Annotated in this window: 25 protein-coding genes and 2 tRNA genes; 15 read left to right on the top strand and 12 right to left on the bottom strand. The window is 65.0% G+C overall.

Annotation, left to right across the window (positions count from 1 at the left end; all coding sequences use genetic code 11):
* Positions 1–61: 61 nt before the first annotated feature.
* From A7V84_RS11425 to hrcA, 5 genes are all read right to left on the bottom strand, one after another.
* Entirely contained in the window at positions 62–442 is a 381-nt protein-coding gene (locus A7V84_RS11425) for a thioredoxin family protein (protein ID WP_063491422.1), read from the bottom strand.
* Between the two features lie 8 nt (positions 443–450).
* The gene (gene grpE, locus A7V84_RS11430) at positions 451–993 is read right to left on the bottom strand and encodes a nucleotide exchange factor GrpE (RefSeq protein ID WP_025516694.1); all 543 of its coding nucleotides are present in this window, start codon (positions 991–993) and stop codon (positions 451–453) included.
* 110 nt (positions 994–1103) lie between these two features.
* Positions 1104–1340, bottom strand: coding sequence for a hypothetical protein (locus tag A7V84_RS11435; protein WP_025516697.1), 237 nt, complete (start codon positions 1338–1340; stop codon positions 1104–1106).
* 55 nt (positions 1341–1395) lie between these two features.
* Positions 1396–2496 carry a ferrochelatase gene (gene hemH / locus A7V84_RS11440; RefSeq protein WP_025516698.1) on the bottom strand — a complete coding sequence of 367 codons (1101 nt, stop codon included), beginning with the start codon at positions 2494–2496 and terminating at the stop codon, positions 1396–1398.
* A 49-nt stretch (positions 2497–2545) separates the two neighbouring features.
* A complete protein-coding gene (hrcA, locus tag A7V84_RS11445; protein ID WP_025516700.1) occupies positions 2546–3550 on the bottom strand; it encodes a heat-inducible transcriptional repressor HrcA in 1005 nt (334 codons plus the stop codon).
* Positions 3551–3659: 109 nt separating this feature from the next.
* On the opposite strand from hrcA, the gene A7V84_RS11450 reads away from it, so the two are divergent.
* Positions 3660–4559 (top strand): NAD kinase, encoded by a 900-nt coding sequence (locus A7V84_RS11450; protein WP_025516701.1) that lies wholly within the window; start codon positions 3660–3662, stop codon positions 4557–4559.
* 20 nt (positions 4560–4579) lie between these two features.
* Complete coding sequence (gene recN / locus A7V84_RS11455) at positions 4580–6235, top strand: DNA repair protein RecN (protein WP_063491423.1); 1656 nt, start codon at positions 4580–4582, stop codon at positions 6233–6235.
* A 56-nt stretch (positions 6236–6291) separates the two neighbouring features.
* On the opposite strand, the gene fur is transcribed toward recN, so the two are convergent.
* The gene (gene fur, locus A7V84_RS11460; RefSeq protein WP_025516705.1) at positions 6292–6711 is read right to left on the bottom strand and encodes a ferric iron uptake transcriptional regulator; all 420 of its coding nucleotides are present in this window, start codon (positions 6709–6711) and stop codon (positions 6292–6294) included.
* Between the two features lie 222 nt (positions 6712–6933).
* On the opposite strand from fur, the gene A7V84_RS11465 reads away from it, so the two are divergent.
* Together A7V84_RS11465 and dapB are read left to right on the top strand one after the other, a co-directional pair.
* Positions 6934–7473 (top strand): outer membrane protein assembly factor BamE, encoded by a 540-nt coding sequence (locus tag A7V84_RS11465; protein WP_025516707.1) that lies wholly within the window; start codon positions 6934–6936, stop codon positions 7471–7473.
* A 12-nt stretch (positions 7474–7485) separates the two neighbouring features.
* The gene (gene dapB / locus A7V84_RS11470) at positions 7486–8277 is read left to right on the top strand and encodes a 4-hydroxy-tetrahydrodipicolinate reductase (protein WP_025516708.1); all 792 of its coding nucleotides are present in this window, start codon (positions 7486–7488) and stop codon (positions 8275–8277) included.
* A 98-nt stretch (positions 8278–8375) separates the two neighbouring features.
* Here the strand turns inward: dapB and murB are convergent, their stop codons facing one another.
* Positions 8376–9398, bottom strand: a complete 1023-nt coding sequence (gene murB / locus A7V84_RS11475; RefSeq protein ID WP_063491424.1) for a UDP-N-acetylmuramate dehydrogenase — start codon at positions 9396–9398, stop codon at positions 8376–8378.
* Between the two features lie 52 nt (positions 9399–9450).
* Between murB and A7V84_RS21145 the strand changes: the two genes are divergently transcribed.
* Positions 9451–9591: a hypothetical protein gene (locus tag A7V84_RS21145; RefSeq protein ID WP_156507240.1), complete on the top strand. Its 141-nt coding sequence runs from the start codon at positions 9451–9453 to the stop codon at positions 9589–9591.
* 44 nt (positions 9592–9635) lie between these two features.
* Positions 9636–9711: transfer RNA gene (locus A7V84_RS11480), tRNA-Gly, on the top strand.
* 83 nt (positions 9712–9794) lie between these two features.
* Here A7V84_RS11480 and A7V84_RS11485 read toward each other — a convergent pair.
* Together A7V84_RS11485 and A7V84_RS11490 are read right to left on the bottom strand one after the other, a co-directional pair.
* Entirely contained in the window at positions 9795–10433 is a 639-nt protein-coding gene (locus tag A7V84_RS11485) for an FMN-dependent NADH-azoreductase (protein WP_025516711.1), read from the bottom strand.
* Entirely contained in the window at positions 10430–10813 is a 384-nt protein-coding gene (locus A7V84_RS11490; protein ID WP_328586989.1) for a GNAT family N-acetyltransferase, read from the bottom strand. Before A7V84_RS11490 ends, A7V84_RS11485 begins: the two co-directional genes overlap by 4 nt.
* A 174-nt stretch (positions 10814–10987) precedes the next feature.
* Between A7V84_RS11490 and pdxR the strand changes: the two genes are divergently transcribed.
* Complete coding sequence (pdxR, locus tag A7V84_RS11495) at positions 10988–12400, top strand: MocR-like pyridoxine biosynthesis transcription factor PdxR (RefSeq protein WP_197669220.1); 1413 nt, start codon at positions 10988–10990, stop codon at positions 12398–12400.
* A 12-nt stretch (positions 12401–12412) separates the two neighbouring features.
* Here pdxR and A7V84_RS11500 read toward each other — a convergent pair whose 3' ends face one another.
* Positions 12413–12892 carry a carboxymuconolactone decarboxylase family protein gene (locus A7V84_RS11500; protein WP_063491425.1) on the bottom strand — a complete coding sequence of 160 codons (480 nt, stop codon included), beginning with the start codon at positions 12890–12892 and terminating at the stop codon, positions 12413–12415.
* Between the two features lie 200 nt (positions 12893–13092).
* Here A7V84_RS11500 and A7V84_RS11505 point away from each other — a divergent pair.
* Positions 13093–13168 (top strand) — tRNA-Gly (locus A7V84_RS11505).
* Between the two features lie 141 nt (positions 13169–13309).
* On the opposite strand, the gene A7V84_RS20705 is transcribed toward A7V84_RS11505, so the two are convergent.
* Positions 13310–13666 carry a cupin domain-containing protein gene (locus tag A7V84_RS20705; RefSeq protein WP_081695092.1) on the bottom strand — a complete coding sequence of 119 codons (357 nt, stop codon included), beginning with the start codon at positions 13664–13666 and terminating at the stop codon, positions 13310–13312.
* 518 nt (positions 13667–14184) lie between these two features.
* Between A7V84_RS20705 and A7V84_RS11510 the strand changes: the two genes are divergently transcribed.
* From A7V84_RS11510 to A7V84_RS11540, 7 genes are all read left to right on the top strand, one after another.
* Positions 14185–15375 carry a CaiB/BaiF CoA transferase family protein gene (locus A7V84_RS11510; RefSeq protein WP_033535270.1) on the top strand — a complete coding sequence of 397 codons (1191 nt, stop codon included), beginning with the start codon at positions 14185–14187 and terminating at the stop codon, positions 15373–15375.
* Between the two features lie 29 nt (positions 15376–15404).
* Positions 15405–16376: a Bug family tripartite tricarboxylate transporter substrate binding protein gene (locus A7V84_RS11515; protein ID WP_025516721.1), complete on the top strand. Its 972-nt coding sequence runs from the start codon at positions 15405–15407 to the stop codon at positions 16374–16376.
* Between the two features lie 12 nt (positions 16377–16388).
* A complete protein-coding gene (locus A7V84_RS11520) occupies positions 16389–17234 on the top strand; it encodes a fumarate hydratase (protein ID WP_025516723.1) in 846 nt (281 codons plus the stop codon).
* A 15-nt stretch (positions 17235–17249) separates the two neighbouring features.
* Entirely contained in the window at positions 17250–17816 is a 567-nt protein-coding gene (locus tag A7V84_RS11525) for a fumarate hydratase C-terminal domain-containing protein (protein WP_025516724.1), read from the top strand.
* Positions 17817–17818: 2 nt separating this feature from the next.
* Positions 17819–18631 carry an HpcH/HpaI aldolase/citrate lyase family protein gene (locus A7V84_RS11530; protein ID WP_063491426.1) on the top strand — a complete coding sequence of 271 codons (813 nt, stop codon included), beginning with the start codon at positions 17819–17821 and terminating at the stop codon, positions 18629–18631.
* A gap of 15 nt (positions 18632–18646) precedes the next feature.
* Complete coding sequence (locus tag A7V84_RS11535; RefSeq protein ID WP_025516728.1) at positions 18647–19555, top strand: LysR family transcriptional regulator; 909 nt, start codon at positions 18647–18649, stop codon at positions 19553–19555.
* 220 nt (positions 19556–19775) lie between these two features.
* Positions 19776–20390, top strand: a complete 615-nt coding sequence (locus tag A7V84_RS11540; protein ID WP_063491427.1) for a hypothetical protein — start codon at positions 19776–19778, stop codon at positions 20388–20390.
* 45 nt (positions 20391–20435) lie between these two features.
* Here A7V84_RS11540 and A7V84_RS11545 read toward each other — a convergent pair whose 3' ends face one another.
* Positions 20436–21965: a class I adenylate-forming enzyme family protein gene (locus tag A7V84_RS11545; RefSeq protein WP_033535274.1), complete on the bottom strand. Its 1530-nt coding sequence runs from the start codon at positions 21963–21965 to the stop codon at positions 20436–20438.
* Positions 21966–21974 lie beyond the last annotated feature (9 nt).

The following is a 21974-nucleotide window of genomic DNA, read 5'->3' on the forward strand; positions in this document are numbered from 1 at the left end:
ATTGGTCGAATTAGTCAAAAAATCACAGTCCCAGCCTAACTGGGGACGAGGGCAGGGTTTTTCAAGACCCGTTTTGCAAGCGCCGCACCGCCGCGCTGAATTGCGGCAAACCGGGCCAGCCGGTAACCCGGCCCAGACGCTTGCCAGCGCGGAAAAACATGAAGGCGGGCACGCCATGCAAGCCGAAACGCTGGCCCAGCGCGACATCCGCATACACATCGGCCTGAAACCAGCTCAAGTCGAGCGCCAGCAGCGCCTCGCGGTGCAACAGCGCGGTCTGCTTGAATATATTGCAGTTGTAGCAGTCCTGGCCCCACAGAAAGACGCAGCACAGTTCGGACTCGGGAGCCTGCAGCACGGCAGCCTCGAAGCTCTCGCTTCTTACGGCGCGCATGCCGAAGACCTCGAAAACCTGACTGGGGTCAAACCCTGCGGGGCTCATGACGCCCCTCAGCCCTGTCCGGCCGACACGACCACCAGGGCCGGGCGCAGCGTGCGATCCGCGATGACATAGCCTTTCTGCAGCAGCTGCACCACCGTATTGGCGGGCTGCTCGCTGGGAATGGACGAGATGGCCTGGTGCAGGTGCGGATCGAATTTGTCACCCGCAGCCGGCGCGACTTCCTTGAGCTGGTTGCGCTCGAAGGCGCCGGTCAGCTGCTTCAAGGTGACCTCCACCCCTTCGCGGAAAGCCTCGACGGTCTGCTCGCCCTGAGCCAACGCCGCTTCCAGGCTGTCCTTGACCGGGACCAGGCTCTCGGCAAAAGACTCGATGCCGAACTTGCGGGCCTTGGAGACATCCTCCTGCGAGCGGCGACGCACGTTCTCGGCTTCGGCCATGGCGCGCAGCGCCTGCTCCTGCTGGGCCAGCACCTGGGCCTGGGCGGCCTCCAGTTCGGCGCGCACGGCGGCCAGCTCGGCCTGAAGTTCGTCAGCGGTCGATGCGATGTCAGGATCCTGAACCGGATCGACAGGCTCTTGAGATGCCGTCATGGATATCCTCCAGAAATAAATGAACAGGGTTTGCGCCCCAAATGGGGGCCATGGCCGGACTTTCAAGAGGAAAATACAGCCCGGCCAGCCCCTTTTTCGGGCGCCTGCCCTTATTTTTTGCCGGGCTGGGCAGGAGCCGGAGGATCGCTGGCGGGAAAGGACTCTTTGAGCGCCTCGTCGATTTCCGGCTCGGGCCGGTCTTCCTCGGGCGTGATGGAGATCGGATCGCTGGCCGGGAAAGTTTCCATCAGCGCCTCGTCGAGATCACGCTCGACGCTGTCCTCCCGGAGTTCTTCATGGCCAGGGGCACCGGAAACACCTACGCGGGGTCGAGTGGGGGATGTCATCTTGCCGTCTCCTTGAAAACTATTCACGGGATAGGCGCAAGGGCCTTGCCCCAGTTTACGCGAGCGCAGTCCGTCCGACGGGCCAGCCTTGCAACTGTTCTTGAACCAGGTCCGTCAGGCCGGCCACCCATTGCTCGCTGTCATTGAGGGCCGGGATGTAGCGGAAACGCTCGCCGCCGGCCTCGATGAAGGCCTGGCGGCATTCCTGGTCGATCTCTTCCAGGGTTTCCAGGCAATCGGCCACGAAGCCCGGACACACGACGTCCACCTGCCGAACGCCGCGGCCGGCCAGCTCCTTGAGCGTGGGTTCGGTGTAGGGTTCCATCCAGCGGGCCGAACCGAAACGGCTCTGGAAGGTCACCTCCAGCTCTTCGGGCGCCAGGCCAAGCCGCTCGCGCAGACCGCGTGCGGTCTCCAGACAATCGCGGTAGTAGGGGTCGCCCAGTTCGATGGAGTAACGCGGCAGGCCGTGAAAGCTCATCACCAGCATCTGCGCACGGCCATGTTCGGCCCAGTAGGCCTGGATGCGTGCGGCCTGGGCGTCGAGATAGCCGGGGTCGGCATGAAAGCGCTTGACGAAGCGCAGGGCCGGCTGATCGCGCAGGCGCGCAGCGTGGCGCGTCACGGCGTCGACCGCCGTGGCCGTGGTGCTGGCCGCATACTGCGGATAGAGCGGCACGGTCAGAATGTGATCGCAGCCCTGGGCGCGCAACTGCGTGATTGCCTCGGCCACGCTGGGATTGCCATAGCGCATGGCCAGGGCCACCGGCACATCCAGACCGCGCTCGGCCAGCAGGCGCGCCACGCCTTCGGCCTGCTGCCGGCTGTAGACCAGCAGGGGCGAACCGCCCTCCATCCAGATGCCGGCATAACGCGGCGCCAGCTTCTTGGGCCGCAGCCGCAGCACCAGCCCATGCAGGATGGGCTTCCAGAGATAGCCCGGGATCTCGATGACACGCGGGTCCGAGAGGAATTCGCCCAGATACTTGCGGATATCGCGCGGCGTGGGCGCATCGGGCGTGCCCAGGTTGACCAGCAACACGCCGCTGCGCCCCGGGCCCCGCGGAGCGGGATCCGGGTCAAAGCGATCTTCGGCGCCGGGAGGCTCCATCAGGAACCGTTCAGGCCACAAATACTTGAACAGGCGCAAAAACACAGACCTCTCCTGTTGCCGCCCCCCAAGGGGCGCGTCATCGATTTTCGGTTTACTGATTGTGGCTCAGGGCGTTGGACAGCAGGCGCGCCGTGATGTCGACGATCGGAATCACCCGCTCATAGGCCATTCGGGTCGGGCCGATCACGCCCAGCGTGCCCACCACCCGGCCATCCACGCCATAAGGCGCAGTCACCACGGTCATTTCATCCATGGGCACCAGCTGCGAATCGCCGCCGATGTAGATCTGCACGCCCTGCGCGCGGCTGGAGACATCCAGCAGCTGCAGCAGCTCGGTTTTCTTCTCGAACAGCGAAAACATCTTGCGCAGGCGATCCATGTCGGAAGTGATGTCGCTGACGTCGAGCAGTTTGCGCTCGCCGGAAATCACCACGTTGTCGCCTTCGTCGAGCGGTTCGGTGCCGGCTTCGACTGCCGCCTGCATCAGGCGCGAGATATCCTCGCGCAACTGCGTCAGCTCGGTCGACAGGGTGCGCCGCACGGCGTCGAACGACTTGCCGGAAAAATGCTGGTTGAAGAAATTGGCGGCCTCGTGCAGGTCGGCATCGGAATACTCGCGCTGAACCTGCATGATGCGGTTCTGCACGTCGCCATCGGGCGTGATCACGATGAGCAGCACCCGCCTTTCGCCAAGCCGCAGGAACTCGATCTGGCGAAAAACCTGAGCCCGTTTGGGCGTGAGCACCACACCGGCGAACTGCGTCAGGTTAGACAGCAGCGCCGCTGCAGCGTTGAGGGCGCGGCTGGGTTCGGCCGACGGCAACAGCTCGATGGGGCTGGCCGGTTCGAACTGATAGGGCCGCACGGCCAGCAACGAGTCCACGAACACGCGGTAGCCGCGCGGCGTCGGCACCCGCCCCGCTGAGGTGTGGGGACTCTGGATCAGCCCGAGGTCCTCCAGATCGGCCATTACGTTGCGTATGGTCGCCGGAGAGAGATCAAACACCTGGGCAAGCGTACGCGAGCCGACTGGTTGCCCGTCGGCGATATGGCGTTCAATCAACGCCTTGAGCAAGGCACGAGCACGGTCATCCATAACGGTATTTTAGGGAAAGTTGGCTGGGGAGGCGATTTTTGTCCTCCAACACAATATACGCCCCCATATAATCGCCTGATATGCATCCTGAATCCACTGAAACCCGCCCATGCACTTTCCCGTCGTCGCTCTGATCGGCCGCTACCAGGACACTGGCCTGGATGCGCCGCTGCGCGCCCTGGCCGACATGCTGACGCGCGCAGGCCGGCGCGTGCTCCTTGACACCGACACGGCGCGCAACACCGGCCTGCACGACTATGCCGTTGCCACGCTGCAGGAAATCGGAGAGTCCGCCTCGCTGGCGGTGATCCTGGGCGGCGATGGCACGGTGCTGGGCGCGGCGCGCCATCTGGCGCCCTATGGGGTGCCCCTGATCGGCATCAACCACGGCCGGCTGGGTTTCATCACCGACATCCCGCTGCAGGATACCCAGGCCGCGCTGACCCGCGTGCTCGACGGCAACTACCAGATCGAGGAGCGCTCGCTGCTGCAAGGCAGCGTCTGGCGCGGCGATGCGGAGATGTTCTCGGCCTGTGCCCTGAACGACGTGGTGCTCAACCGCGCCGGACGCGGCGGCATGATCGAGATGCGGGTCGAGCTTGATGGCGTGCACATGTACACCCAGCGCGCCGACGGCCTGATCATCGCCACCCCCACGGGCTCGACCGCCTACGCCCTGTCGGCGGCCGGCCCCTTGCTGCACCCGGGCCTGAACGCCATGGTGCTGGTGCCGGTGGCGCCGCAAAGCCTCTCCAACCGCCCTATCGTCATCCCGGACACGGGAGTGCTCAGCATGACCCTCACGGCCAGCGGGCGCGTCGAGACGGGGGCTTCGGTGCACTTCGACATGCAGACCTGGTCAGACCTGCAGCCAGGCGACCGGATCACCGTGCAGCGCTCTCCGCACACGGCCCGCCTGGTTCATCCCCAGGGCTACAGCTTTTTCTCCACCCTGCGCCGCAAACTGCACTGGAACCTGATGCCGCAGGCCACCGATAACGTTGACTGACCCTAACGGCAGCGCCCGCCATGTTGCGAACCCTGCATATCCGTGATTTCGTCATCGTCGAACAGACTGAAATCCATTTCGGCGCCGGTTTCACCGTCTTCACCGGTGAAACCGGCGCGGGCAAGTCCATCCTGATCGACGCGCTGGCGCTCACCCTGGGTGAGCGCGGCGACGCCGGCATGCTGCGCGAAGGCGCCACGCGGGCCGACATCACCGCGATCTTCGACACCCCGCCCCATCTGCAAGCCTGGCTCGCCGAGCGCGAACTCGAACCCTGCGAAGAGCTGTCGCTGCGCCGCGTCATCGACGCCCAGGGCCGCAGCCGTGCCTTCATCAACGGCCTGCCGGCCACCGTCACGCAGTTGCGCGAGCTGGGCGAGTCGCTGGTCGACATCCACGGCCAGCATGCCCACCAGAGCCTGATGCGACCCGATGCGCAGCGCGACCTGCTCGACGCCCACGGCGGCCACCAGGCATTGCGCCAGAACGTGGCGCAGGCCTGGAAGGCCTGGCGTACCCTGGCCCGCCAGCTCGAAACCTCAGAACAGGACGCAGAAAGCCTGGCCGCCGAGCGCGAACGCCTGCAATGGCAGGTCGACGAACTGCAGCGCCTGAATCTCGCGCCAGGCGAGTGGGAAACCCTGCAGGCCGACCACAGCCGGCTCTCGCACGCCCAGTCCCTGCTCGATGACGCCAGCCAGATTCTCGACGCCCTGGACGGCGAACACGACTCCGCGCTCTCACGGCTGAATGCCGCCGGGCACCGCCTGCAGCAAATGCAGCGCCACGATGGCAGCGGGCTCAAGACCATCGCCGAAGAACTGGAGTCGGCCCGCATCGCCATGAGCGAGGCGGTCTCCGACCTGAACAACTACCTGAGCCGCATCGAGCTCGAACCCGAGCGCCTGAATGCCGCAGAAGCGCGCCTGAGCGCGGTTTTCGAGACAGCGCGCAAGTTCCGTTGCGATGCCGAGCAACTGCCCGAACTGCAACACTCTCTGACCGAACAGCTGGCCCAGCTGCAGGCTGCCGGCGACATCGAAGCGTTGCGCGAGCAAACCCGCCAGGCCCAGGAACGCTACGACGCGGCCGCCCGGGCCCTGAGCCAGGCCCGCCGCAAGATCGCCCGCGACCTGAGCGAGCAGGTCACCCGGGCCATGCAGACCCTGTCCATGAGCGGCGGGCGCTTCGAGGCGGCCGTCAATGAAGGCGCCGCCAGCGCCCAGGGCAGCGACAACGTCGAGTTCCTGGTGGCCGGGCATGCCGGATCGACCGCGCGCGCCTTGGGCAAGGTGGCCTCGGGCGGCGAGCTGTCGCGCATTTCTCTGGCCCTGTCGGTGATTGCCAGCCGCGCTGCGCGCGTGCCCACCCTGATCTTCGACGAAGTCGACAGCGGCGTGGGCGGGGCCGTGGCCGAGGTGGTCGGCAAGCTGCTGCGCGAGCTCGGCGCCCGCCATCAGGTGTTGTGCGTGACCCACCTGCCCCAGGTGGCCGCCTGCGGCAATCACCAGTTCCGCGTCAGCAAGCACGAAAGCGGCGGCGTGACCCGCTCGCATATCACCCCGCTCGACGAATCCGAACGCATCGAGGAAGTCGCCCGCATGCTGGGCGGCATCACCATCACCTCGACCACGCGCGACCATGCGCGCGAAATGCTGCAAGGGCTGGACGCATAAAAAAACCCCCGGCCGAACCGGCCGGGGGAGTGTCAATGCGTCAGTAACTCAGGGAATCAGCGGCCCTTCTGGCAATCGCTGCAAATGCCATACAGCACCATGGCGTGGCTTTCGAGGACAAATCCATTGTCCTTGGCGACCTTGTGCTGGCGCTTCTCGATGTCGGCATCGGAAAACTCCACTACCTTGCCGCAGTTGGTGCAGATGAGGTGATCGTGATGATCCCCGTCATTGAGCTCGAACACGGCCTTGCCGGTGTCAAACTGGCTGCGGCTCAGGATGCCGGCCTGTTCGAACTGCGTCAGCACACGATACACGGTGGCCAGGCCGATCTCGACGTTCTCGCTGATGAGGGCACGATAGACGTCCTCAGCGCTGAGATGGCGCTCGTCCGACTTGCGGAAAATATCCAGAATCTTGAGGCGCGGGAACGTCGCCTTCAAGCCCATATTCTTCAATTCGCATTGGTCGCTCATGTAATCGCTCTCCATCCGCGGTGGCAGGGACTGATCCGGCGCTGGGCCCCTGTCGGGTGAACCAATACGGCCCCAATTCCGTATGGCGGCTCCGCCTGCTCTTGGCGGCACATTTATCGACAGACCAGCGCCCTGATTCCCGCTGCCCTGCGGAACTATCTGTTATGAAACCTTTATGATAACGGTTTTGTACGTTACCAATAATAGGGGCGCGTAGTGTCCATGATCGCACGAATTCCCTTCCAACCCGTGAAAGCGGCCTTGGGAGCCCTGGTACTAGCTTCGGCACTGGCAGGTTGCTCGTCCGGGAAATGGGGGTTCCCATACCGGGCCGACATGCAGCAAGGCAACTGGATCACGCGCGAGCAGGTTGACCTGCTGCAGCCGGGCATGTCCCGCGAACAAGTGCGCTTCGCCCTGGGCAGCCCCACCCTCACCAGCGTGCTGCACGCGGATCGCTGGGACTATCCCTACTACTTCAAGCCCGGTTACGGCAAACCCCAGGAGCGCCAGTTCACGGTGTTCTTCGAACATGACCGGCTGGTGCGCTGGGTCGGCGACGAGCAGCCCGAGCTGCAACCCTTCCAGATCGAGCAGATGAACGCCAAGCAGGCTGTCGAGCAAAACGCGATGGAAAACCGCGCCATCGAACGTACCGAGCAGATCGACGGCGTCAACTCCCAGCCCCAGCTCCTGGCGCCGGACGATCCCGTTCTGGACATGACCAACGAACCCGGGTCCTCTCCCGAACCATTGCTGTAAACAAGGACAAACATGCGCATTGCAATTGCTGGAGCCAGCGGCCGCATGGGCCAGATGCTGATCGAAGCGGTGCTTGACACCGAAGGCGTCGAGCTCGCGGTGGCCCTGGACCGCAAGGACTCTCCCTCCCTCGGCCGCGACGCCGGCGCTCTGCTGGGACGCGAGACGGGCGTGGCCATCACCGACGATCTGGACGCGCTGGCCCAGGCCGATTGCCTGATCGACTTCACGCGACCGGAAGGCACGCTGGCGCATCTGCAGGCCTGCGTGCGCCATGGCACCCGCATCGTCATCGGCACGACCGGCTTTGATGACGCCGGGCGGGCCGCCATCGACGTGGCCGCCCAGAAAATCGCTGTGGTCTTCGCGCCCAACATGAGCGTGGGCGTGAACGCCACCCTCAAGATTCTCGATCTGGCCGCACGCATCCTGAACAGCGGCTACGACGTCGAAGTCTTCGAAGCGCATCACCGCAACAAGGTTGACGCCCCCTCGGGCACCGCCCTGGCCATGGGCGAAACGATCGCCTCCGCCTGGGATGTGGCCCTGCCCGACGTGGCCACCTGGGCACGCCATGGCGAAACCGGCCCGCGGGAATCCGGCACCATCGGCTTTTCCGTGGTGCGCGGCGGCGACATCGTCGGCGACCACACGGTGTACTTCTGCGGCCCGGGCGAGCGCATCGAGATCACGCACCGCTCCAGCAGCCGCGCCACCTATGCGCAAGGCGCCGTGCGCGCTGCCCAGTTCCTGGGCGACAAGCGCCATGGGCTGTTCGACATGCAGGCCGTGCTCGGCCTCTGAACCCGCCCAGCACAAAAAAGCCCGCATTCTTGAGCTGCGCCCCACAGCTTGGACCGGTGTCCAACTTTTGGGGCGCAGTTCATTCTCGCGGGCTTTTATTATTGGCGCACGATCACCGGCTCGGGCTCCAGCGCCACGCCGAAACGGGCCTCCACCTCGGCCTGGATGGTTTGGGCCAGGCCCAGAATATCGTCTGCCGTGGCACCGCCCCGATTCACCAGGACCAGGGCCTGCCGGTCATGCACGGCCGCCGCCCCCAGGGCACGGCCCTTCCAGCCGCATTGGTCGATGAGCCAGCCTGCGGCCAGCTTGTATCGGCCATCAGGCTGGGCATAGGAAACCAGGTCCGGAAAGCGCGCCAGCAGCTGCGCCCGCACACCCCCGGTGACCAGCGGATTCTTGAAGAAGCTGCCCGCATTGCCGATGCGCGCCGGGTCCGGCAACTTGGCGCGACGGATGGCGCACACCGCATCAAAAATGGCTCGGGCATCGGGCTTGCCCTGCTGCAGGGCCGGCCAGCGACGCAGGTCCGGGTAGTCCAGCACCGGCTGCCAGGGGCGCGGCAGCGCAAAGCGCACCGCCGTGATGATCCAGCGGCCCTCGCGCTTGAAGCGGCTGTCGCGATACGCGAAGCGACAATCGGCCGCCGACATTTCCACCGCTTCGCCGCGCGCGACATCCCAGGCGCTCAGGCTGTGGAAACGATCCGCCAACTCAACGCCATAGGCGCCGATGTTCTGCACCGGGGCAGCCCCCACCGTGCCGGGGATCAAGGCCAGATTCTCCAGCCCGTCCCAGCCCTGCGCCACGCAGTGCGCCACGAAATCATGCCAGCACTCGCCTGCCGCCGCCTCCACGATCCAGGCGTCGGCGCGCGTCTGCACCAGCCGGATTCCCTTGAACGCCACCTGCAGCACCAACCCTGCGAGCGTGCGCCCCAGCACCAGATTGCTGCCCCCGCCCAGCGCCAGCCAATAGGGATAGCGGCCTGCCAGCGCCGACACGGCGGGCAGCTGGGCCGGATCTTCCAGAGCCAGAAAGGCCGACGCTTCGCAGGCCAGGCCAAACGTATTCAGGGTGCGCAGGTCGTGCGCGGCGGGCATGAGGGGAACTGTTGACATTAAACCCGGGAGCTATGCTATAGTTTCGGTCTTCGCTCATGATACTTGAACGATGAATCAAACGCAGGGCGGCTCAGACAAGGGTTCGGGCAGCGCCGCAGCGATTCAGGAAGCCTTTCAAACCTTGCCTGCCGGCAGTGTTGAAAGCAGGTTTTGCAAGTACTTTTCAAGTGCCTGCCAACGCAAAATCTGAAATTCGTGTATAGTGCGCGCTTCGCTGGAAACACAAGCGAATATGCGGGAGTAGCTCAGTTGGTAGAGCGCAACCTTGCCAAGGTTGAGGTCGCGAGTTCGAGACTCGTCTCCCGCTCCAGAATTTTTCTCAAGGGCATGCTCTTGAGCGATAAAAAACCGGACACCCTGTGTCCGGTTTTTTTCGTTTTACGACGTGATCGATCAGGCCGGCAGAACGGCCTCCTGTTCTCCCGGCACCGGGGCGAAAAATCCGGCGATCTGCGCCTGGGCGCGCAGACGGGCGGCCTGCAAGGCCTCCCGCCCCATCGCAGTGCCCTCCACGGCAAAAGCATGGAAGGACTTCAGGCCCATGGTCGCCATCGCGGCCTTCAGGTACGGCGTCAGGAAATCCGGCTGGCGCGCGCGCTCGCCGGTAAAAAACCCTCCGGAGGCTGCCGCCAGAAACACTGGCCGATCAGCCAGCAGGCCCACCTTTCCTTGACGCGTCACGTTGAAGCTATGCCTCACCCGCAGGACATGATCGACCCAGGCCTTGAGGGCCGAGGGCACGGTGTAGTTGTGCATCGGGGTTGCGATGACAAGATAATCGGCTGCCGCCAGCGCGCGGATCAGCCCATCGGATTCGCACAAGGTGCCTGTCGCCTGCGCCGGATCGGCCGGCGAACCCAGCGCCCAGGCGTACTCAGCATCCACATGAGACAGTTGATTGACGTCGAAATCGACCAGTTCACGCCCCCGTTCGGCGTCAGTGCGCGCCAAGGCCCGGACCACGAACTGGGACAGCCGATAGCTTTCCGACGCCGCCCCCCGCGGACTGCAGATCAAACGCAAGACACTCATGCCGCCGGCCCTCCCAGGGGTTTGTCAAAGCGCATGGCCCCGCTCAGCAGGCCAGCGCGGAAATAAAAGCGTTGAGCGAGCGCATTGGCCAGCCCGGTGTCGAGCACCAACCGGGCACATCCCGCCTCGCGCGCCATCGCCTCCAGCGCCCGCAACAGCCGGGCGCCATGCTGCTCCCCCCGACGATCGGCATGCGTGACCAGGTCATCGACATAAAGAAAATGGCCGTAGATCAGGTTTTCCTGGTAACGATAACCCGCCAGCGCAAGCGGCAGGCTCCCCTCCCAAACCGCCAGCAAGGCATAACGCTGTTCCCGCATACGCTCGATTCGCGCCAGGAAATCAGCCTCGTCAACCAGATGCGGACGCAAGGTATGCATGAGAGCAAAGCAGGCGCGCAGGCAAGCAGGGCTATCGGGAGGACGAACAAGAGGTAAAGACATGGCAATCCAGTCGTTGATGACGATCTCCCACCGGCATGGCGGGCACAGACGCCATGCTAGGGATGACATGCCATAATTTGAAGAACCATAAACTGCGATTCTGACTGGGCCATGATGACACTTCCACCTGCCTCCCCTTCACCGGAGCCAGGCAGCGACGCACCGCTCTACAAGCAGATCTACGAGCGCTTCAGAAGCGCCATTGCACAGGGCACGCTGCAGGCGGGCGATCGCATCCCATCGGCGCGCGCGCTCGCCAAAGAGCTCGGGGTGGCGCGAGGCACGGTCGAAAGCGCCTATGGCCTGCTGCAGGCGGAAGGCTATGTGCAGCCTCGCGGGCAGGCCGGCACGGTCGTTACGCCCGGGCTGAGGGCGCAGCCCGGCACGCCTGCGCCACCGGAAACCACGGGCGGCCTTGATCTGTGGCGCAATCCGCCCGCCCTGCTGCCCTTCCAGATGGGCCTGCCCGCGCTGGACGCCTTCCCACGTAAACTGTGGGCCCGGCTGGGGGCACGGCAACTGCGCGGCACACAGGCCATCGATCTCTCCTATCCGCCGGTCAACGGCCTGCCGTCACTGCGCACGGCCATCGCCAGTTATCTGCAGGTCGCGCGCGGCATCGACTGCGCGCCCGAACAGATCCTCATCACCTCGGGCTACCGGGACAGCCTGAGCCTGATCGTGCGAACCTTGCTTCAGAACGGCGATCAAGTCTGGGTTGAAGACCCCGGCTACCCGCCCACCGGCGAACTGCTGCAGCACTCGGGCATGCGCTGCGCGCCGGTCCCGGTCGATGGCGACGGCCTGCAGGTGACGCAAGGCATCCGCCAGTTTCCCGACGCGCGTGCCGCCATCGTGACGCCGGCGCATCAGAGCCCGCTGGGCGTCACGCTCTCGCTGCCGCGCCGCCAGGCGCTGCTGGAGTGGGCCGAACACCATCAACGCTGGATCGTGGAAGACGATTACGACGGCGAATACCGCTACGTCAGCCGCCCCCTGCCCGCCCTCAAGAGCCTGGACCGCCAGGGCCGCGTCATCTACGCCGGCACCTTCAGCAAGGTCCTCTTCCCCGGCATCCGGCTGGCCTATCTGGTCGTGCCGCCGTCGCTCGCGACGCGCTTTGGCCAGGCCAGCGGGATCCTGGGCAGCGGCATTCCGGGCCTGACCCAGGCCCTGGTCAGCACCTTCATGAGCGAAGGGCACTTCGCGCGCCACATCCAGCGCATGCGACGACTGTATGCCGAACGCCGCCAGGCCACCGTGGCGGGCCTTTCCAAGGTACTTGGCACGGCCATGCCCATCGATCCGCAGCCCGGCGGGATGCATCTGCTGATGCGCCTGCCGCCGGGATGCGACGACCGTGCGCTCGCCCAGCGCATGATCGGGCATGGCATCTACGCCCATGCGCTGTCGCACTGGAGCCGCGCGCCCTCCCCCGCCCACGGACTGCTGATGGGCTTCACCAACATCGACTCCGAGGCGCGCGCCGAAGCGCTCGGCCGCCGCATCCTGGCATTGATGTAGATAAGCCCCGCCTCAGGAGAGCCCGGCCCGCTCCAGCCCGAAAGCGGCGTCGGCCGAACCGGGCGGCGTGCGAAAGGCGACGTTCAGGCGGTTCCAGCCATTGATGCCCACCACCAGAAAAGTCAGGTCGCTGAGCTCCTCGTCGGAGAACTGGCTGCGCACCGCCTCATACAGCGTATCGTCAACCCCTTGCGCCGACAGGGTGGTCAGCGCCTCGGTCCATGCCAGCGCGGCCCGTTCGCGCGCACTGAACAGCCCCGACTCGCGCCAGACCGTGACATGATGCAGACGCAGCTCGCGCTCGCCGGCGATTCTGGCCTGCTTGACATGCATGTCCACGCAGAACGCGCAGCCATTGATCTGCGAAGCCCGCAGCGTGATCAGGTCATGCAGCTCCCTGATCACCGCCTTCTCGTTCAGGGCATGGCTGAAATCCAGGAATTGCCTGGACAGCCCGGCCGACACGTCAAAGTAATTAAGGCGTTCACGCATGAGATCCCCTCTGGAGAATGCGGGCCGACGCCCGCCTTGCGGCCATGGTGCCGCAAGCCCGCCGCCTGCAACAGCGCCAAGAAAGACCATCCGGCCTGGGCCATGCGCCCCGGGCCAGACACGGCCCCCAGCGCTTGCCCGGCTGGTTTTGACATCCCGGAAAAATCCGCTATACTCACGCCTCTTTCAGCAGTACCCAAGCGGGAGTAGCTCAGTTGGTAGAGCGCAACCTTGCCAAGGTTGAGGTCGCGAGTTCGAGACTCGTCTCCCGCTCCAGAATTTAAAAAAGGCCGAACGCTTTGCGTTTCGGCCTTTTTTTCGTCCGGCGGCCAGGCACCGGCATCCGCCCTGGGCCACAGAGCCTGTACGGCACGGCAGGCTATGCGCTGGCCAGCCATTCTCAGGCAGGATTGGGCGCTAGCGCTCTGCCAATACGAAACCGGCATTGGCTGGTGCCACAACCGAAACGAACACAAACGGCTCGGTACCTGTATTTCGCGCCCCGTGCACTTGGCCGGGGCTTGCCACGGCGATCTGACCCTCCCTGAGGGTACCAACAATGCCGTCGCCCTGAAAGTAATCCGCCACTCCCGACAAAACAGTCCATGTGTCCTGGCCATGAGGATGAATGTGAGCCGCGATTTCCCGCCCGGGATGCACTTGCCAAACCACGACAATGGAGTCTCGGGTTTCAAGCACAACGGAACGCACAGGCTCGCCCTCGGACGGCTGAGCATAATCGGCCACAGCAAATACTCTCGCTTCAAGCGTCATCGCAGACCCCTCTTTGCAATGCACCCGGACAGGCCGGGCATGAATTCCAACCCGAAGGCTTGCGCTTCGCGCCGCGCATTCATGGCCTGGCCGTCGCCACACGCCAGCGATGACGCATCAAGCACAGGCTGTTTATCCTGAGTGGACGGCGCAAGCTCGTCCTCCGAGTAAACATCAGTCAGTAGAACTCATGGGCACCCCGAGTCGGAAACTGGCCTGAAGAACAGCAAACTCGAGCAAAGCCGGATCATCCCGGTGCAGACGAAAGGCGACACCGGGCACGCCAAGATCAAACGCATGCGCGCGCATCTGGCCCTGGTGAGTTCGATGATCAAAAATGTATCGAGCCGGAAATCCTGACGCCATCGGCCAGGCTCGGGGAGACCGCAGAGTTGGCGCGAACCAGGGGGTCGATCATCCTTCGAATTTCTCGAACCCCCCTTTGCCAACTGGCTATTCCGGCCAGCGCCCGCAATCCCTAGCATTGCTTCATCTCTTCTTTGCAGATGAATCAAGCCATGGCTCTCCCGCTCGACGGCATCACGGTCGTCTCTCTTGAACATGCGATTGCAGCGCCGTTCTGTACCCGGCAGCTGGCGGATCTGGGCGCGCGCGTCATCAAGATCGAGCGCCCTGGCAGTGGCGACTTCGCCCGCGCCTATGACCAGCGGGTGCTGGGGCAGTCGTCCCACTTCGTATGGGTCAACCGCTCCAAGGAAAGCCTGGCGCTGGACTTGAAGCATCCGGCCGCCGGCGAAGTCATGGCGCGCCTGCTGGCGCGCGCCGATGTCCTGGTGCAGAACCTGGCGCCGGGCGCTGCCGCGCGCCTGGGCCTGGACGCAGCCTCGCTCATGCCCAGGCATCCGGGCCTGATCGTCTGCGACATTTCCGGCTACGGCGAGGACGGGCCATATCGCGACAAGAAAGCCTATGACCTACTGATCCAGAGCGAGGCGGGCTTTCTGTCCGTCACGGGGACGGCCGGCGAAGCAGCCAAGTCGGGCAATTCGATCGCCGATATCGCAGCCGGCATGTACGCATACAGCAATATCCTGGCGGCGCTGCTGCAAAGAGCCAAGACTGGCCGGGGCTCGCATATCGATGTGTCGATGCTGGAATCGCTGGCCGAATGGATGGGCTTTCCGATGTATTACGCCTTTGACGGCGCCACACCGCCGCAACGCAATGGCGCCGCCCACGCCACCATCTACCCGTACGGCCCCTTTGGAGTCGGCGACGGCGGCACCGTCATGTTCGGCATCCAGAACGAGCGCGAATGGGAGGCTTTCTGCCACACCGTGCTGCAGTCGGCCGCGACCCATGCCGATCCGCGCTTTTGCGGCAATGCCCAACGACATGCCAATCGCGAAGCGCTCCAGGCCCGTATCGACGAGGTTTTCGCCACCCTGACGACCCCCGCCCTGATCGAGCGGCTGGATCAGGCCCGCATTGCCAATGCGCGCGTCAACGATATGGCCGGCCTGTGGGCGCACCCCCAATTGCAGGCGCGCGAGCGCTGGCGCCAGGTCCAGACGCCGGCCGGCCCCATCCCCGCCCTGCTGCCGCCGGGCCGCCAAAGCGCGTTTTCCCCGCGCATGGATCCCATCCCCAGCGTCGGCCAGCACACCGACACCATTCTTGCCGAACTCGGCATCGACCCGGCCATCCTGCAGACACAGGGCGGCCGGCCCTGCGCCCAGCATCCATAACTCCAACACCGCACCACGGGAGACAAACCATGAACTTCAAAACACTGTCGGCCACGCTGCTGACCACCCTGGCGCTGAGCGCCGGCGCCGCCCAGGCCGACACCTGGCCCAGCCGGCCGGTCACCATCGTCGTGCCCTTTGCCGCCGGCCAGACGGGCGACATGATCGCCCGCATGATCAGCAAGGAACTGCAGGAAAAATTCAACCAGGGCTTCATCGTCGAGAACCGCCCGGGCAGTGGCGGACGTATCGGCACGACCTATGCCGCGCGCGCCAAACCCGATGGCTACACCTTGCTGATGACCAGCACCGGCCCCTTCGCCATCACGCCGGCGCTGTATCCCCAAGAAACCAAATACGATCCGCTGACCGACTTCACCGGCATCGCCGAAACCGCCTCGACCCCGCAGGTGGTCGCCGTCTCGAACGCCTCGGGTATCGGCAGCTTCAGCGACATGGTCAAGCAGGCCAAGACCAAGGATCTGTCATATGGGTCGGCCGGCAATGGCTCGCTGCAGCACCTGACCATGGAACTGCTGAAGAAGGAGATCGGCTTCCCGATGGTTCACGTGCCCTTCAAGGGCAGCTCGGAATCGAAAACGGCCTTGATCGGCAATACCCTGGAAGCCACCTCCGATTCCCTGCCCCCGCTGCTGCCGGCAGTCAAGGCAGACCAGTTGCGTGCCGTGGCCGTGATCAGCGACGCCCGCTCCCCCTACCTCCCCGACGTACCCACCCTGGGCGAACTGGGCTTTCCGAAAATGAGCGCGGTGGCATTCTTCGGGCTGGTGGCGCCGAAAGACACCCCCAAGGAAATCGTGGACGCGCTCAACCGCGAAGTGATCGCCATGTTCAAGACGCCGGCGTTCCAGGAGCAGATGCGCGCCCAGGCCCTGACGCTGCCCGCCGAACGCTCTCCCGAACAGTTCTCCGCCTACCTGGCCGATGAGGTGGCGCACTGGAAGAAAGTGGTCGAACAGGCCCAGGTCAGCATCGAATAACCGGAGATCCCCATGGTAAGAGAAGTTCCCGCAAGTCACATCACGGACACGGTGGCGCAGCTGTGCATCGACGCCTGCCACCTGCTGCCCGACAACCTGATCCAGGGCTTCCACGACGCGGCGGCGACCGAAGTCTCGCCGCTGGGAAAATCCGTGCTGCTGAAACTGATCGACAACGATCAGATCGCACGCCAGAACCAGGTGTCCTATTGCCACGACACGGGCCTGGCCATCGTCTTCATCGAACTGGGCCAGGACGTGCACGTGCACGGCGGCAATTTCGAGGAAGCCGTGCAGGCTGGCGTTCGCAAGGGCTACGCCCAGGGCTTCATGCGCAAGTCGGTGGTGTCGGACCCGCTGCTGCGGGTCAACAGCAATGACAACACGCCGGCAGTGGTGCATACCGAGATCGTCCCGGGCGACCAGATCCATATCACGGTGGTGCCCAAAGGCGGCGGCAGCGAAAACTGGAGCACCATGAAGTTCCTGTTGCCGGGCGAAGGCGCCGAGGGCGTGAAGAAGTTCGTGCTCGCGGCCATCGAGGCGGCCGGCGGCGCGGCCTGTCCGCCGTTGACCGTCGGCGTGGGCGTGGGCGGCAGCTTCGACAAGGTCACCGCCATCGCCAAGAAAGCCATCCTGCGCGATATCGGCGAACACCACCCTGAGCCCCACGTGGCCCAACTGGAACGCGAGCTGCTGGCGCTGATCAACCAGACCGGCATCGGCCCGCAGGGCTACGGCGGCTCGACCACGGCCCTGTGGGTAGCCGTGGAGACCTATGCCTGCCACATCACCGCCTTGCCCGTGGCGGTGAACATCCAGTGTCACGCGGGCCGGCGCGCCAGCGCCACCCTCTGATTCAAAGGTATCGCCATGGCTGTCCATCATCTCCACACCCTGCTCGACGACGATGCCGTGCTGGCCCTGAACGCCGGTGACGAGGTCTATCTGTCGGGCACCATCATCATGGCCCGCGACGCCGCCCACAAGCGCTTCGTCGACACCCTGGCCGCCGGCCAGCCGCTGCCGGTCGATCTGCGCAACCAGGTCGTGTTCTACGGCGGGCCTGGACCGACCAAACCGGGCCACGCCATCGGCGTGGTGGCCCCGACCTCCGCCTACCGCATGGACCCCTACGCCACCGTGCTGTTTGACCACGGCGTCAAGGGGGCCATCGGCAAAGGCCCGCGCGGCACGGCCATCCGTGCCTCCTGCCAGCAGAACCGGGCTGTCTGTTTCTCCGCCATCGGCGGCATCTCGGCCACGCTCTTTTCCTGCATCCGTTCGGCCGAAATCATCGCCTACGAAGACCTCAAGACCGAGGCGGTGCAGCGCCTGGTGATCGAAAATTTCCCGCTGCTAGTCACCAACGACGCCCACGGCCGTGATATGTACGCCGAGGAAGTCGACAAGTACCGCGCGCTGCTGCAGGCCCGCTGATCATGCCAACGCCCATCTCCTATCTGTTCGTCCCCGGCAATCGTCCGGAGCGCTACAACAAAGCCATGCAGGCAGGCGCCGGCGCGGTCATCGTGGACCTGGAAGATGCCGTGCCAGTCGAGGCCAAGACAGCGGCCCGCGAGGCGCTGCAGGCCTGGCTGCCGCAGGCGGCAGCGCCGGTGGTGGTGCGGGTCAATGCCGCCGATACGCCGTGGTTCGGGGAGGATCTGGCCGCCTGCGCCGTCGCCGGCGTAGCCGCCATCATGTTGCCCAAGGCCGAGACGCCCGGGCAACTGGCCGCCTGCGCCCGGGCCGCGCCGCAAGCCGGGCTGCTGCCGCTCATCGAAACCGCTGCCGGCTTCGATGCCTTGCGCGAACTCGCCGCCGCGCCCAGGGTGGAACGCTTTGTGTTTGGATCGATCGACTTCCAGCTGGATATGGGCATCAGCGGCGAAGACGAAGAACTGTTGTTCTTTCGCTCGCAGCTGGTGCTGGCCTCCCGCCTGGGCGGGCTGGCCGCGCCTGTCGATGGCGTCAGCACCGAAACGCGCGACAGCACGCTCGTGCAGGCCGCCGCCGCCCGGGCGCGTCGCCTGGGCTTTGGCGCCAAGCTTTGCATCCACCCCGCCCAGATCCCGGCCGTGCATGCGGCCTTCGAACCGACGGCCCAAGAGCGTGATTGGGCCGAACGCGTGCTGCAAGCCTCGGCCCGCGCCGGCGGAGCCGCCGCCACCGTGGACGGCAAGATGATCGACCGCCCCGTGGTGCTGCGCGCCCATGCCATACTTGCACAAGGCACTTCCCGGCAATCCTGACTCGACGGCACGCTCATGCTCCCTGATCTCAATTCCATTGCGCTCTTTGTTAAAGCTGCGGAATTGCAGAGCCTGACGCGTGCGGCCGATGCCTCGGACATGGGGCTGGCAGCGGCCAGCCGCCGCATCTCGCTGCTGGAGCATCGCCTGAAATGCACCCTCTTCGACCGATCACACAAAGGGGTCGCGCTCACAGCGGCTGGCGTCACCCTGCTGCATCACGCCAAGCAGTTGCTCATCCAGCTCAACCAGATGCAGGCCGACCTGGACGAACACAGTTCGGGACGCCGCAGCGCGCTGCGGGTACAGGCCAACACTTCAGCCATGGCGCAATACCTGCCGGCAGACCTGGCGCGTTTCAATGCCAGCCATCCGGACGTGAACCTCACCATCAAAGAGCGCTGGAGCAGCCAGATCGTCGAGGCGCTGCTGCTGGGTGAGGCCGACGTGGGCATCATCAATCCGGGCGGTCCCCTGGAGGGCCTGGAATGCCGCCCCTACCGCAGCGACCATCTCTGTGCCGTGCTGCCCTGCGGCCATCCCCTCACCGGCCACGACGAGCTCTGGTTCGAACAGGTGCTCGACTATCCCCTGGTGGGTCTGGAGCATGGCGCTTCCCTGATGGACCTGCTGGCAACCCAGGCCGGCCTGACCGAAAAGCCGCTCAAGCTGCATGTGCAGATGCAGGGCTTCGAGGCCGTCTGTCGCATGATCGAAGCCCGCATGGGGCTGGGCGTGCTGCCCAAGCATGCCGCGCAGGCCTATCTGCCGGGGCTGAATCTGGCGATCCGGCCGCTCAAGGACAAATGGGCGCATCGCGAGATGTTGATCTGTACTGCGAGGGGGCGCGAGAAGTCAGAACCGCTGGCCACGCTTGTGGCCGCACTGTCGCAGGCCGCGCGACGCGATGCCGAGACAGCCTGACGCGCCAGACCGCCATCCTGCACGTCTGGCAGGCAGGCCGGAATGCAACTATAATTTTCAGCGCCGCTCAGCCAGGCCGGGCGCGCAACACATTGGGAAACAAGGGCCTGGCGCCCCAGTGTCGCATACCTTTCCCAACCCGATTCAAGGCCCAGACTTCGGTTTGGGCCTTTTGTTTTATGCGCCGGCAGGCCGGCAAGACAGTATCGAGGTTTGAACGATGGACTTTACCCTGACCCTGTTGATGGTCTTCATCGCCTGGCAGGTCCTGCGCGTGCGCTACCAGCGCAACCGCATCGCCCTGCTGGGGCAGCACCTGTCCAGCCTGCAGCTGGAACGCCATATGGAGACCCTGACCCAGGGATACGCACGCGCCATCCACGAGCAGGGAGAAAGCCGCCAATTGCAGATCCTGGAGACCTTCGCGCCAACCGAGCGCGGCATGGCCTCGCAGGCCCGCGCCCTGGCCAGTTCCATGGCCAAGGAGCCCGCACTGGCCACCCGCGTGAGCACCTTCACCTTCTGTGTGCCGTACGTCGAACGGGTGTTGCCGGCCGCTACGCGTGACTTCCGCGAACTGCTGCAGATCCATGCCGCCGGCCTGCGCTACGCGGTCGACAATGAAGAGCAGTGGGACCCCAAGACGCGCGCATTTCATCTCTCGGCCGAGCTCTATCTGCTGCAGCATAGCTGCCATTGGTTCTGCAAATCGCGCGGCGTGGCCGACGCCCGCCTGCTGCTGCGCCACAAGGTCGACCACCAGAAAGTGCTCGACTCCGTCTCGCCGCCCACCCGGCGTGCCTACCTGAACTGGCTGGGACGCCATCCCACGTGAGCCTTCCGAACGGCGGCCCCGCCGCCGTTCGGAAGCCTTGGCGCTTCAGCTCAGGCGCGCTGCCAGCTCGCGCAACGCCGGCTTGAGCACCTTGCCGGTCGGGTTCTTGGGCAACTCCTCGACCCAGAGATAGCGTTTGGGCCGCTTGAAACGCGCAATCTGCGCGTTGCAGACACGATCCAGATCGGCTTCGACGACCGGCTCTGCCCGCACCACCACCGCCGTCACGATCTCCCCCCAGTCCGCATCGGGCACGCCAATGACCGCGACCTCCCGGACCGCCGGGTGCTGTAGCAAAGCATCTTCGACCTCGCGCGGGTAGATATTGCTGCCACCGCTGATGATCACATCCTTGGAACGATCCTTGAGATGCAGGCGGCCAAGGGCATCCAGGCAGCCGATATCGCCGGTGTACAGCCCGCCGTCGATCAGGGTGCGTTGCGTGGCAGCCGGATTGCGCCAATAACCCTGCATGACGGTATCGCCGTACACCACGATCTCTCCAGGTTCGCCTGGCGGCACATCGCAGCCGGCTGCGTCGACGATGCGCAGGTCAACGCCGGTCTGGGCATAGCCCACCGAAGCCAAGGTCTCGCTGTCCTGCCGCGCCACCGCCTGTGCCAGGGCCTCGGCGCCCAGCGCGCTGATCGTCATCGGTGTCTCGCCCTGCCCATACATCTGCGCCACCCGGGGGCCGAACGCCGCCACCGCCTGGCGGATATCCTCGGCATAGAACGGCGCGCCGCCGACCAGAAAGGCGCGCAGACCGGGCAATGCCAGCCCCTTGTCGCGCACATGGCGCGTCATGCGGTTGATGATGGTGGGCGCCGCAAACAGGCTGGCGCGCGAATAGGTCTGCAACAGACCGGCCAGTTCGGCCTCATCGAAGCCACCGCTGGGGCTGACGACCTGCAGACCGCCCCGCATGACATAAGCGATGCCATACAGACCGCTGCCATGCGACATCGGCGCCACGTGGATCAGAACGTCCTCATGCCCGATGCTGAGCATGTCGGCATGGAAGTTCAAGGCCATGGCGCTCAGATTGGCATGCGAGAGCATGACCCCCTTGGGCCTGCCGGTCGTGCCGCTGGTATAGAACAGCCAGGCCAGTTCCTGCGCCTGGCCCGCCTGCCCGGGCAACACCGGGTCCGGGACGGCCTGCGCCGGATGCCGCCAGACGGCGTCGTCGACATCCAGCCAGGCCACCGCCGGTGCACCCTCCACCTGGCGCAATTGCGCCAGAAACTCCCCTTGCGACAGACATAGCCGCGCCTGCGCGTCTTCCAGGATGTAATGCACCTCGCGCGGATGCAGCTTGCTGTTGACTGGCACCACGCACAGACGCGCCAGCCAGCAGGCCCACATGGCTTCGGCATACGCCGTGCTGTTTTTCATGGCGAGGCAGACACGATCGCCCGGATTGAGTCCGTACTCGATGCGCAACAGCTGCGCCAAAGCCTGCACCCGCAAGCCCAGCCCGGCATAACTGACAGGCGGCTCATCGCCGCAGGCCAGCGCAGGACGCCCGCCATACAGGCTGACGCTGCGCAGAAAAAGATTTCCCAGATGCATGGCGCCCCC

It is taken from the genome of Bordetella trematum (genome assembly GCF_900078335.1).
Taxonomy (GTDB): Bacteria; Pseudomonadota; Gammaproteobacteria; order Burkholderiales; family Burkholderiaceae_B; genus Bordetella; species Bordetella trematum.